At 36.2% G+C, this 13406-nt stretch carries 10 protein-coding genes; 5 read left to right on the top strand and 5 right to left on the bottom strand.

Going from position 1 to position 13406, the window contains the following annotated elements; all coding sequences use genetic code 11:
- Positions 1 to 26 precede the first annotated feature (26 nt).
- Positions 27 to 860: a hypothetical protein gene (locus DEU39_RS14675; RefSeq protein ID WP_062673210.1), complete on the top strand. Its 834-nt coding sequence runs from the start codon at positions 27 to 29 to the stop codon at positions 858 to 860.
- A gap of 108 nt (positions 861 to 968) precedes the next feature.
- Positions 969 to 2498 (top strand): hypothetical protein, encoded by a 1530-nt coding sequence (locus DEU39_RS14670; protein ID WP_120232460.1) that lies wholly within the window; start codon positions 969 to 971, stop codon positions 2496 to 2498.
- A 90-nt stretch (positions 2499 to 2588) separates the two neighbouring features.
- On the opposite strand, the gene DEU39_RS14665 is transcribed toward DEU39_RS14670, so the two are convergent.
- On the bottom strand, positions 2589 to 3224 hold the full coding sequence (locus tag DEU39_RS14665) for a hypothetical protein (protein WP_120232459.1): 636 nt from the start codon (positions 3222 to 3224) through the stop codon (positions 2589 to 2591).
- Positions 3225 to 3425: 201 nt separating this feature from the next.
- The gene (locus tag DEU39_RS14660; protein WP_120232458.1) at positions 3426 to 4754 is read right to left on the bottom strand and encodes a M48 family metalloprotease; all 1329 of its coding nucleotides are present in this window, start codon (positions 4752 to 4754) and stop codon (positions 3426 to 3428) included.
- Between the two features lie 99 nt (positions 4755 to 4853).
- On the opposite strand from DEU39_RS14660, the gene DEU39_RS14655 reads away from it, so the two are divergent.
- Positions 4854 to 5987 (top strand): serine hydrolase domain-containing protein, encoded by a 1134-nt coding sequence (locus DEU39_RS14655; RefSeq protein ID WP_120232457.1) that lies wholly within the window; start codon positions 4854 to 4856, stop codon positions 5985 to 5987.
- A 5-nt stretch (positions 5988 to 5992) separates the two neighbouring features.
- A complete protein-coding gene (locus DEU39_RS14650; RefSeq protein ID WP_120232456.1) occupies positions 5993 to 6604 on the top strand; it encodes a YdeI/OmpD-associated family protein in 612 nt (203 codons plus the stop codon).
- On the opposite strand, the gene DEU39_RS14645 is transcribed toward DEU39_RS14650, so the two are convergent.
- A complete protein-coding gene (locus DEU39_RS14645; RefSeq protein ID WP_120232455.1) occupies positions 6605 to 9670 on the bottom strand; it encodes a DNA polymerase III subunit alpha in 3066 nt (1021 codons plus the stop codon).
- An 18-nt stretch (positions 9671 to 9688) separates the two neighbouring features.
- Positions 9689 to 10837 (bottom strand): DNA polymerase IV, encoded by a 1149-nt coding sequence (gene dinB, locus DEU39_RS14640; RefSeq protein ID WP_062673196.1) that lies wholly within the window; start codon positions 10835 to 10837, stop codon positions 9689 to 9691.
- 61 nt (positions 10838 to 10898) lie between these two features.
- Here dinB and DEU39_RS14635 point away from each other — a divergent pair, with 61 nt between their 5' ends.
- Complete coding sequence (locus tag DEU39_RS14635) at positions 10899 to 11687, top strand: LexA family transcriptional regulator (protein WP_120232454.1); 789 nt, start codon at positions 10899 to 10901, stop codon at positions 11685 to 11687.
- Between the two features lie 91 nt (positions 11688 to 11778).
- Here the strand turns inward: DEU39_RS14635 and DEU39_RS14630 are convergent, their stop codons facing one another.
- The gene (locus DEU39_RS14630) at positions 11779 to 13362 is read right to left on the bottom strand and encodes a Na+/H+ antiporter (RefSeq protein WP_120232453.1); all 1584 of its coding nucleotides are present in this window, start codon (positions 13360 to 13362) and stop codon (positions 11779 to 11781) included.
- Positions 13363 to 13406 lie beyond the last annotated feature (44 nt).

Raw genomic sequence — 13406 nt, 5'->3', positions numbered from 1 at the left:
GACTAAAAACTAAACTAATAATAACCATGAAAAAACTGATGTTTTCATCACTTGCTGTGGCATTGCTCTCAAGTTGTGTTTCTAATGATAATCCGGCCGACCACAGAGACAACAGCAATAATTCTCAGAACAATAATAACGGGCCTTTTCATCTCTTAAAAAAAGCAACAGACGTCAATCCGGGTGGTCAACCCTATGTGGTGGAATTCAAATATAATGGAGATAAACTTGTAGAAACATATAATGCACTGGATGATGATCGAGTTGTTTATACTTACAGTGGAGATTATATTGCTAAAACAGAAGAGTTCATTGGTGGCGCTCTGGTTCTGATGAGAGAATTCACCTATTCTAATGGAAGGCTTTCAACGGAGAAAATTACTGATAAAGAACAGGGAACGCTTACCTATACCAAAATTTATCAGTATCTCAGTGATACCCATGTTCAGTTTGATGAGTATAAAAGCGGAACTTATAATCCTGCAACAGGAACATATTCCAATCTTGTATTTGCACAGGTGGATGTTAATTTAACCAATGCTGGAAATGTAGCTTCAGCTAAATATACTTATAACGGAGTTACCTACAATATCACCAATACTTATGACACTTTCAATAGCCCTATGAAAGGGATTAAAGGTTTTGTTAAGATCAATTTATTTGACGTGAGTGATGGTCAAATAGGTTATAATAATTTATTGAATCAAACCGAGAGTTATTCCGGTTCATCTAACGGAACCAACAAAATTACAGCCGTTTACACGCTTAACGGAGATAACTACCCTACCAAAGCCGTTACCACTTATGAAAGTTCGGGTTATGGAACAAGCACTCATAACTGGCTTTACGAATACTATTAGTAATTGTTCTGCCTTTTTAGATCATAAGCTTTGGAAATATTTCCAGGGCTTTTTTATTTTTCGCAACATATGGGTTAATTTATTACTTTTATCGCTCAAATTTTAACCATGAAAAAAATAACGCTGATGATGTTTGGACTGATCCAGACATTTGCATTTTCTCAAACTCAGGACCTGACAACTCTCGCTGCAGGTGATCACGTGGGAATGAATGCTCTATTCGATGATAAAGACAATCTTTACGGCTACGTTTCTCTATACTCTTACGGTAAATCCGGTGATAAGACCAAGAAGTTTGAGTATGTTATCCTCGATAAAAACCTCAACCCTGTTGCCAATAAAGAGTTTGAGGGAGATATCACGGCTGCTTCTTATTTGGGATATGTTGATTTTAAAGGTCAGATTATTTTAAAGCCTTCCATGATGGATTATTCTCTTGTGAAGAGCAAAGAAGTCTTTACTCCGGTTTCTATGGTAATCGATCCGAAAACCAACTCTATTACCCGAAAAATATATTATGATTATCTGGAAAACGGCACTTTCAAAGAGATCAACGAACCGAAGAGCTGGAAGGAACAACGTAAGGAAAACCGTGATGAGAAAAAAGAGAAAGGCTATAACTACGTTTCTGCGGTAGGAGAACTGAAAGAAGGTGGCTATTTTGCTGTTGAATACAAAGATTATGGGAAGTATGAAAACAGCAACAGCCTCATGAGGTTTGATGACAACAAAAAGGAAATCTGGAGATACAAATACAACACTGACGGAAGTAAAAAACTGTACACTACTTTATCCGTTCTGGAAAGAGACGAAAATTATATGTACTGTATCCTGAAGAAAGTGAATGACAAACAGAAGACATTTAATCTGATGGTTCTTGACATGAAAACCGGAAAAGAAACATCCAACAAACCGATTACCGGATTATCTGATGATACAATAGACAATATTGAATCCTTCTACTCCAACTACAGAAAGCTTGATAATGATAAAACTTTTGATGATAAAATAGTTCTGCTGGGAAGAAACTATGATGATTCAGAATCAGTAGGATTTGCAAGAATGATCCTCAACAAATCTGATTTTTCGGTAGATATGAAAGCGATCAATTATGAACCCAATATTTCTGCTTTTCTTCCCAAGGTCAACAAATATGGAATGGTAGAAAGCGGTTATATGCTTCAGACCAAAGATATGTACTTTATGAACGATGGAAGTGTGGGTATTTTATCCGAAAAATATAAACCGGCAGGGCAATACAACGCTCCAAAGACTACAGATCTTGTGTATATCTACACAGATAAAGATTTCAAAGTGAAAAATGTTCAGGTTTTTGAAAAGGAAAAATCAAAATGGGTCAACAGTGATTATCTCTTCTCACAATACCTCAACGGCGGAAAAGACGTAGTGTTTTTCTATCGTGACTATCAAAAAGACGAAGTAACCAGGCAGAAAAGATGGAATTTGTTTATCAATACCATTATTGATGGAAAATTCAAACAGGAGATTATTCCAATTTCTGAAAAAGACAATTATGCAGTAACGCCATACGTTGGAAAAGAAGGCTACATCCTGCTTCGGGAGTATAATGAAAAAGAAAAGTTTAACAAGATCCGTCTGGAGAAATTAAATTATTAATACAAAAAGAACCCTGACTAAACATCAGGGTTTTTCTTTGACTTTTGAATACAGCACTAATAATATTTCCTTTACTCTAAATTCTTTTATTTAAAATTCGGTTTTAATTTTATCTAGGTAGATATAATCTTCTTTAACCTTTGCTACATAAGGATCTCTTCCTTCTGGCCTGTTCAGAAAATTTGAGTGGAAAACCTCCGTTTTTGAGTTGAAAACAATTTGGGATGCAAGCGTTTCCGATAACGGTGCATATTCCGTAGAATTCAAGGTTAATAATGTATTATATAGAAGGCAATATCCAGGATACTTTGTATTGACCAATTCCTGAGCATATTGTGCTATTAATTTAGCTTGATCTGTGGTGGGTGCAGTATTTTGAATACCCAGTAAATCTTTTTTCGCCAATAATATATAAATCAGATATTGTTTTGAAGCCGTACTTAAATCTGCACTATAAAGTGCATTGATGGTTTTCCAGTCAACTTTGGGGTCATTCATCTTATGGGCAAGATCATTTTCAACATTGAAAACCATAAAATCTGTATGAGCATCAAGATAAGGCAATTGCTGCGTATACTCTTTTCCGGCTGTCTTTCCAGATGAATTGTTGTTATTTAAAATGGATGATTTGGATAATACTTTATCATTTTCTGTTGTACCTTCTTCTTTAGAACAACTTGTTACAACTGAAGATAAGACTATGATAGTTAAAATGAATTTTTTCATGGTATTTTACTTTATTATTAAAAATTTATTTTTTTTACTTCATGGGAATCAATTTACTTCAGTATTTACAATAGGGTTTGAACTCCGATCTTTTGGAATATTCCATTTATATCGACGCCATAATCACCAGAAAACACGTAATAACTTGATGTATTTAAGGTTTAACAGCTAAAACTGTAATTAGTTTTTTAATCTGCTTAATCAATCTATTTTAGCGATTGTCTCATTCGTCTGATAAAAATCTGCTATATTCTTTATTTCATCAAGGCTTAAGTTCCACATAAAGTTCAGAAACTGCTGATAACTTTCACTTTGATTTTTAGGTTCTATTCTATCCAGATACCGGTTCAGATTATAATTTTTTCTTGCTTCATATATTTTGGTAAAGCATCTTCCCAACCAGCTTTTATAGTATTTTTCCTCCTCTTCATCCTGTAAAAACTGCATGGCAGCATAGATTCCCAGTCCATAATCTTCTGAATGGAAATAATTGGGTAAAATCTCCATTCTCGCCGTTTTTCTTAATGTTAAAAACAGATCTGAGGGTTTTTCCGGACTAACAGGAGTTTTAAGCTCTGTAAATGTCTTTTTAAGCACTTCTAATCTTCTGGAAACTTCAGGATGAGAAGCAAGAGAGTCTTTGTTCAGCTTTTCTTTATAGAAATTATAATTGTACAGAGAGAAATCTTCCTTCTTCATCCATTTTTCATTGAATGCCTGCTTGGGAAGATTAAATAGTTTTTTATATGTTTCTACCTTCAGCTCTCTTGGTGAAATGGTATCAAAATCCTGCAATCTCTGAAGAGCATTGATGAATTCTGCTTTCTTGAAATCACTGTTTTTAAAGATAACATATCCCAAAGAATCTGCCTGCATTTCGCTTTGCCTTCTTTCTACTCCTTTCTTGTAGGCTGTATTTTTAAAAATATCGAAAGCCTTTTGGTTCTGGTCCTGACTTCTGCTTGTTGTAGTAGATTTTATGTTCTGCACCACCACTTTATCCTGTTTATCCTGTTCGATAATTTTCAAAAAAGTCTTCAGGGAATGCTCCTCGATTTTATGTCCCAGCTCATGGGCAATCACCGCAGCAATCTGTTCCTCATTATTCAGCCAGCTGTAAAGCCCCATGTTGATGACAAAGGTTCCATCAGCAAGACAATAAGCATTGGGTGTGTTGTCTTTTGCAATCAGAATTTTCAGGTCCTGAGGAATTGTAGGATTATTCTTTTTAAGACGTAGAATCATAGACTGTATACTGGTTTCAAATTCAGATTTAAAGATAAAATCCTTATTCTTCACCTGCTTTTCAAAATCAGTTCCGAATTCTTTATAAATTTTGGATAATTCAGAACCTGTTTTTCCGGAATATTGGGACTTTAATCTCTTTACAGTGGCTTCATTATTTCCTTCAAAACTCTTTAAAAACGCTTTTCTCTGTATATAATCTGCGGTATCTATTGGTTTATAAATCTGGGCTATTCCCATAATTGAAAATAGGAAGTACCCCAATACAAAAAGTTTTCTGGTCATAGTTTTCTTCAATAAGAACAAAAATAACTTATTTGCTGATTCATTTTAAATTTTATAACCAAATTATTCTAAATTTGTTAAAGACCCATTCGTGAAAAAATGAGAATACTAAAGTATATGATAGGTGGAGCTGTAGCAGGTGCAGCAGCGGCTTATTTTTTTGGATATGATTATTTATTTAGTGGTATTTCCAAAACCTACCTAAAAGGAAAATCAAGTGCATACATCGACGACGGAGATCTTTTCCCCAGCAACCCTATTGCGACGGAAGAGCCCAGGCTATGGGAAGAAGATCCTGACTACAACAAAAAAGATTTACCTAAATACTTAGTTGAAAACTTAAAACACTCCAGAACAGCAGCTTTGGTAGTGATAAGAAATGGAAGAATTCTTCATGAACAATACTGGGAAGGCTATAACCAGCTATCCCAAACCAATTCTTTTTCTATGGCAAAAGCAGTGACTGTGATGCTTTTGGGTAAAGCACTGGAAGAAGGAATTATTCCATCTATTGATGAAAAGTTTTCAGATTTTTATTCTGAATTTAAAAACAAACCCTTTGGAAATAAGGTTACCCTTAAAAATTTAGCTCAAATGGAAGCCGGACTGGACTGGAATGAAGACTACAACAATCCTTTTCTGCCCAATGCTAAAGCCTATTATGGAAAAAGCCTTGTAAAAGCTGTATTCACAAGAAAATTCAAAGAAGAACCAGGAGTCAGATTTGAATATCAAAGCGGTTCTACACAACTTCTTGGTTTTGCTCTTCGAAAAGCACTGGATAAACCATTGGCAAATTATTTATCAGAAAAGTTCTGGGCTCCTTTGGGAATGGAGCAAAATGCTAAATGGACTACAGATAATCATGGTATGGAAAAAGCCTATTGCTGTATTCATTCCAATGCAAGAGATTTTGCCAAACTTGGACAGCTTTTTCTGGATGATGGAAAAGCGGGAGACCTGCAAATCCTCAATCAAGATTTCATTGAACAGATGAGAACTCCTACTGAAAAGTCTGAAAACATTTATGGAATGGGACTTTGGATTAATCATGACAACCCCATCAAACATTATTATTTCCTGGGATTACAGGGTCAATATATCATTATGGTTCCGGAGCACAATATGGTTATTGTAAAAACCGGAAGCTATTCCAATAACCCTAAAAATGACAGAGGAAGACCTGATCAGGTAAAATTTCTTGTTAATGAAATTGTACAATTATTCCAATAAAAACGATGGAGAAATACAATCCCAAAATTGATGCCTATATTGAAAAATCACAGGATTTTGCGAAACCTATCCTGCATTATATCCGTGAAACCGTTCATGAATTCTGCCCTGATGCTGAAGAAACCATGAAGTGGAGCTTTCCCCATTTTATCTATAAAGGGAAAAATCTTTGTGCTATGGCTTCTTTCAAACAGCACTGTACTTTTGGGTTCTGGCTGGAAAAAGAAATGAAAACCATGCAGGAGATCACTCAGGATATTGAGAAAAACTCGATGTTCAGTTTAGGAAAAATTACGCAGGTCGGAGATCTTCCTTCCAAACCACAGCTGAAAAAAGCAATTAAAGAAGCGATGGAGCTTACTGATATGGGCGTTACCATGAAAAAAGCGGCTCCTTCCAAAACAGAAATGGAAATTCCTGATTATTTTCAGAATGCATTAAATGCCAATCAGAAAGCTCTTGACCTATTTTTAAAGGCTTCTCCGTCCTTTAGAAAAGAATATATTACATGGATTGCAGAAGCTAAAACAGAAACTACCCGAAATAAAAGAATGGATCAGGCTCTGGAATGGATTGCTGAAGGTAAAGGAAGAAACTGGAAGTATGAAAGGAAATAATTATAATTCACTATTATTAATTCGATGCCTTGGCAGTCCAATCTCATGGGCCTGTGGATAAGGCTTCCTATGAGTCATGCTTACATCTTCCTTAATCTGTTGATGGATATCATATTGTCTTTCTTTATCATAAGAGTACCGCGGATCAGGAATCATCGGCATTTTGGCCATTTTATGGATAGTAATTGTGGGAAAATGATAATCTACTTCTACTGTTCCCAAAAGTAAATAGCATCCTCCTCCCTGAAAACCATATTGTTTCAGACTGTCCGGAAAATGTGAGGTATCAAAATAATCTCCATTTGCATCAATCCACGTCCCGAAATACATTTCTCCTTTCTTCGTTGGGACATGTTTTCTGGCAATCAGATAAGCCAACATTTTCACTTGCTTTTTATGAAATTTCAATAAATCTTTTACAAACACAGAGCCTCTATATTGGGTCTGTAACAAGTCGAAGGGGCTACATGAAACAGGAAAGCCAATGAGTTCAATTTCGTCAAAAGCATCTTCAAACTGTTCTCTTTTTAACTGCGGAAGTTTAAACTCATGAACGGGTTCTTCAATCAGCATAAGCCCTCTTTGTTCCGGTTTAAAATTGACCAATAACAGCCTGGCTTCCACCAGCAATTCATTTTTAGGTTTCCCCGTAAACCTGAATGCTCCAATAAAAATTAATATCTGTATTGTTTCAATACCAATGGGAATTCGTCTGATAAAATCTTCCAGAGATTTGTAATCTCCATTTCTTTCGCGTTCTTCCACAATTCCGTGGGCAATTCTTGTTTCTAATCCTTCCAAAAGCATTAATCCCAAAAAGATATCTTTCCCTTTTAACGTAGTCTGGAATTCACTTGAATTCACACAAGGAACCTGAACGTTTCCACCTGACATTTTTGCTTCATGAATATAGACTTCGGTGCGGTAAAATCCTCCCTGATTATTAATCACAGAAACCATAAACTCCAATGGATAATATACTTTCAGATAAAGACTTTGGTAGCTTTCCACCGCATATGAAGCTGAATGTGCTTTACAGAAAGAATACCCTGCAAAAGACTCAATCTGTCTGTAGGCTTCGGCTGTCATTAGCTCCGAATGACCTTTCTTTTTACATGATGCAAAAAAATTAGCTTTTACCTCCTGAAGCTTTTTGATTGATCTTCCTTTTCCACTCATTGCCCTACGTAAAATATCACCGTCTGCAAGAGACAGCCCTCCAAAATACTGGGCAATTTTGATCACATCTTCCTGATACACCATAATCCCATAGGTTTCTTTTAAATGCTCTTCAAATACAGAATGAAAATATTCAAACTGTTCCGGATGATTATGCCTGAAAATGTATTCCCGCATCATACCACTTTGTGCTACTCCAGGTCTGATAATAGAAGAAGCAGCAACGAGGATTCTGTAATTGTCACATTGTAATCTTCTTAAAAGCCCACGCATGGCGGGAGATTCTATGTAAAAGCAGCCGATCGTTTTTCCTATGGCCAGATATTCATTGGCTTTTTCTTCATCTTTGGAAATGCTTGTATCACGGATATCAACATCAATTCCTCTTGTTTTTTTAATAAGATCTACGGTATCCTTTATTGTTCCCAGACCTCTTTGAGACAGAATATCAAATTTCTCTAATTTAACATCTTCTGCCACATTCATATCAAATTGAACAATTGGAAATCCCTTCGGTGGCATTTCAAGGGCAGAATAGTTTGTAATAGGTTCTTCCGAGATTAAAATTCCGCAGGCGTGCATACTCCTTTGATTGGGAAACCTTTCCATCAGCCTGACATATTTATGGATCGTTTGTACGACAGAATTCGTTTCGTGAACTTCCATTGGCTTTTTCGTCAGTTCATCCAACTCATCTTTAGGCAATCCAAAAGCTTTCCCGACCTCTCTGAATCTCGATTTGTATTTGAATTCAACGTTTGTTCCACAAAAAGCAACGTGATCTTTCCCATATCTGTTAAAAATATATTCCAAGATTACATCCCTGTTCTGCCAGCTCCAGTCGATATCAAAATCTGGAGGACTTTTCCTGTTAAGGTTGAGAAATCTTTCAAAATAAAGGTCAAGCTCCAAAGGACATATATCTGTAATACCGATACAATAACTGACAATGGAGTTAGCTCCGCTTCCACGTCCTACATGCATAAACCCCATTCTGTTACTGTATCGTACAATATCCCAGGTAATGAGGAAATAAGAACAAAAGTTGAGTTCATCAATTACTTTCAGTTCTTTTTCCACTCTTATTTTTGCTATTTCATGATCTTTACCATAACGCTTTTCAAGTCCTAAATAGGCTAACCTTTTTAAAAGTTTAACGTCAGATTCTTTGGACTTAGTATAGTATTGTTTGTTCTTAACTTTTTCAAAATCAAATTCAAAACTGCAGGCTTCCAGCAAATTTCTGGTATTCTTTATCATCTCAGGATACCTTTGAAAAGTACTGATGATTAAATCTTCGGATTTAAAATATTCCGATTTCCCACAAATATCCTGTTCATTCAGTTTCGACAACAGGGTATTTTTGTCAATAGCCCTTAATATTTTATGAAGATTATATTCTTTTTTAGTGCTGAATGTAACCGGATGAAGAACCACCATTTTCGGAACCAACCTTTTAAATTCAGGACGGATCAATAAGTTCAGTTCTTCTTCCCGGATTCCAATAAACTCATTTTCTTTTAGCTTTAAAGGAATGTTATTTATCGGATAAACAATAAAAACATTTTTAAATACAGGAGCTGCTTCAGAAAGTTCACCTCCATAACAATTATGATCTGTCAACATTTTATTGACTTCACCAATCCCGGAGAACTCTTTTGCCACAGCAATATAAAGCAGCCTGTCTTCTTTTCTGACCTCAATTCCGGCAATAGGTTTAATGCCTGCCTTTTCACATTCTTTCTTAAAATCATAAATAGCAGTAATCGTATTGATATCTGTTAATACCAACTCTTTAATACCCAAAGAATGTGCCTGCCGTACCAATTCTTCTACCGATAAGGTACCGTAACGAAGACTGTGGAAAGAATGACAATTCAGAAACATGATCAAAAGTTTTATATATTATTTTCCAAAATCAAAACCGGATGCCCTGCCAACTGCATCAACACCAAACCGGTTCTTCAGATAATCCATTGTCTGGTATAGGCTCATCTGTTCTTCTGTATCTTCAAACAGATTCATCTGATGGTTACCATGCACGAGTCCGGTAAACCGTAATCCTACCAATCTCAGTCTCATTCTTCTTGTATATACCTGGTTGAATAGTTCCAATGCCACTCTTGAAAGTGTATGGTCAGCTGAAGTATAAGCTACTTTATACTGTTTAGTTTCCGTATCGAAATTGGCATATCGGATTTTTACTACCACAGTTGAAGTAAGCCATTTTTCTTGTCTCAGTTGATAAGCCAATTGCTCTGCCATTCCCGATATCAGCCGTTTTAATTCTATAATATCCATAGTATCGTTGGTAAAGGTTCTCTCGGTTGAGATAGACTTTCTTTCAGAATAAGGAACCACAGGATTTTCATCAATTCCATTGGCTTTTTTCCAAAGTTCTTTTCCGTTGAGTCCGATCATTTGCTGCAGAACAAGTACCGGCATTTCAGATAAGGTATGAATGGTCCGGATTCCGATTCTTGATAACAACTGGAAAGTCTTTTCACCTACCATTGGAATTTTTTTGATGGATAAAGGATTTAAAAATGGCTGTACTTCCAGTTCCTTGATTTCCATTCTCCCTAAAGGTTTAGCTTCTCCCGTACCAATTTTTGAAACGGTCTTATTCGTTGACAGTGCAAAGCTTATAGGAAGGCCTGTCTCTTTAGTAACAGTTTCAGCAATTTCTTTGGTCCATTGATAGCAGCCAAAAAACTTATCCATCCCTGATAAGTCCAAATAAAATTCATCAATACTTGCTTTCTCCATCACCGGAACTTTTCCCTGTATAATTTCGGTTACAGTATGAGATAAATTTGAATACATTTCATGATCACCCCGGATTACTTTTGCATCAGGACAAAGTCTCAGTGCCATACGAATAGGCATTGCAGAGCGAACCCCAAATTTTCTGGCTTCATAAGAACATGAGGCTACCACTCCACGGTCTCCACCTCCTATGATGAGAGGAATACCCTGAAGCTGCGAGTTATTACGTCTCTCGCAGGACACAAAAAATGTATCCAAATCCATATGTACAATTGCACGATTCACGCTACAAATTTAGTTACGTTTTTAAACAAAATTTGTATTTTTGTTGTTACAATTTATAACAATGTCAATTTTTTCAGACAACATACGCTTTTTAAGAGGCAAGAGAGAAAAAACTCAACAGGAGTTAGCGAATACTTTGAAACTCACCCGTTCCAGATACGTTTCTTATGAAGATGGCAGATCAGAGCCGCCTATCGAAATATTAATCAAAATCTCTAAGTTTTTCAATCTTAGTATTGACCTTCTTGTATCTGTTGACATCCGGAAGTATCCGCTGGAGGATATTCTGAAGCTTCCCGACAATCGAATTGTCTTACCTGTTATTGTGGATCAACTAGGAAACAACAGTATAGAAATCGTTCCGCAAAAAGCATCAATGGGTTATTTATCCGGCTACAGTGATCCGGAATATATTGAAAGTCTGCAAAGAATCTCACTTCCTTTTTTAACCAATGGAAAGTACCGTGCCTTTCCGGCCCAGGGAGATTCAATGCCGCCTTTTAAAGATGGTTCCTATATTATCGGGAAATATGTTGAAAATATTGATGATCTTAAACCGAATAAAAGTTATGTTTTTGTGACTTTGAATGATGGCATTTCTTATAAACGATTCATATCTGGAAACAAAAAATCAATAACTGTTGCTGCCGATAATTCATTTTACCAACCTTATGATATTCCATTGGGAGAAGTTGTAGAAATATGGCAATATGCATCAGGAATTTTTCCTGAAGATTTTGATTCAACCAATTTTGAAAATTATAATCTTAAAGATATGTTTTCAGAATTGAGAAATACTATTACGGAATTAGAAAATAAAGTGTTTATTATAAAAAATCAAACAATGTAGTTGATTCTTAATGAATAAAATTTCATAATACGACATATTTTGTCGCATTAGCGCTGTAATTTTGTTTTCAAAAAACAAATTATGATATAGATTAAATCATTCTTAACCGTTCTTCCTCAAGGTCGAGCTGATAGAGCTGATGGCGGATAATTTCTTCATTAACGGAAATATCTTTATTCAATTCCGAAAGAAACTGTCTCTGGCTTTCCAGCATTTCAAAAAAAATATCTTTGGTCTTTTCATTCATCCATTCAGTATTATTGGCCTGGATTTTTTCCTCCCATTGTTTGAGCATTCTTTCTAATCCTGCATGGCTGTTCAGTTCATTTTCATGCTTATTTTTAAGAAAATGATAAACATGCTGTTTCAGTTGATGTTTTATTTCTTCCCTGGCCTTTTTATCTTTCTCTTCATCTGTAAAATCATCAAATACATGTCCATATTTGATGAAGTATGGCAAGGTAAGTCCTTGTACGAGTAATGTAAGAAGAATCACCACGAAAGTAATGAAAAGGATAAGGTTTCTGTTGGGAAAAGGAAGTCCGTTTTCAAGGGTAATCGGAATGGCAAGTGCAGCAGCCAGTGAAACAACTCCTCTCATTCCGGTCCATCCAAGCATCAAAGGCATTAACAAGCGTCTTCTTGCCGAAGAAGCACGGGGAGCGACACTTGGCCGGAAAATCAATGTAGCCAGCATGGCGGCATAAGAACTTATGATTCTGGCGGCAATCAGAACACTGGTCACCAACACTCCATATTGGATAGCAATTCTCAAAGGAATTCCTTCTGACCGCAACCCTCCAACAATTTCAGGAAGCTCGAGCCCGATGATTAAGAAGACGATACCATTCAGAATAAATACAAAACTCTGCCATACACTATATCCCATAATTCGGCTGGTACTGTTGAGAAATATCAATCGTTTGCCTGACATATACAAACCTCCGCAAACCACAGCTAAAACTCCGGAAGCATGAAACTGTTCTGCTATCCAATACATCAGATAAGGTTCAATAATCGTTAAAGCAATATCCGAAGAAGCTTCTGTAGGAAGTCTTTTGTGAACCTGTACAAAGATCCATGCTAAAAGTAAGCCAATTCCGGCACCTCCGATGATCATCCATACAAAGTCTAATGAGGCTTCCTGCCATATAAATTGTCCGGTTCCTACAGCAATCAAAGCAAAACGGAATATAATTAATGAAGAAGCATCATTCAATAAACTTTCTCCTTCCAGAATAGCAGAAGTAGTGGACGGGATTTTTACAAATTTCATGATCGCTCCTGTACTTACTGCATCAGGTGGAGATACGATACCTCCCAGCAAAAACCCGAGAGCAAGTGTAAATCCGGGAATAAAATAATTGGCAGTCACGGCCACTGCCAGTGCCGTAAAAAAGACCACTAAAAAAGCAAAGCTTCCGATAATACGCCACCATCGTTTCATTTCTTTAAAGGAAATAGACCACGCAGCTTCAAATAAAAGAGGAGGTAAAAATATAAAAAAGATAAGATCCGGATTGATCTTTACAACCGGAAGACCTGGTACAAAACTAACAAGCAGCCCGAATACAACGAGCAAAACAGGATAAGCAATTTTTAATTTTGTAGCCCACATATTGAGCAGCACAATGGCAGCCACCATGGCTAATAAAAAAGGTAGGATCGTATGCATTTACTATTGTGTTTTATCCATCATATTTACTACTTCTATTTGAT

Source organism: Chryseobacterium sp. AG363 (assembly GCF_003610675.1).
Taxonomy (GTDB): Bacteria; Bacteroidota; Bacteroidia; order Flavobacteriales; family Weeksellaceae; genus Chryseobacterium; species Chryseobacterium cucumeris.
The sequence above is the reverse complement of the archived record's forward strand: the minus strand, read 5'-3'. Positions and strand labels throughout refer to the sequence as shown.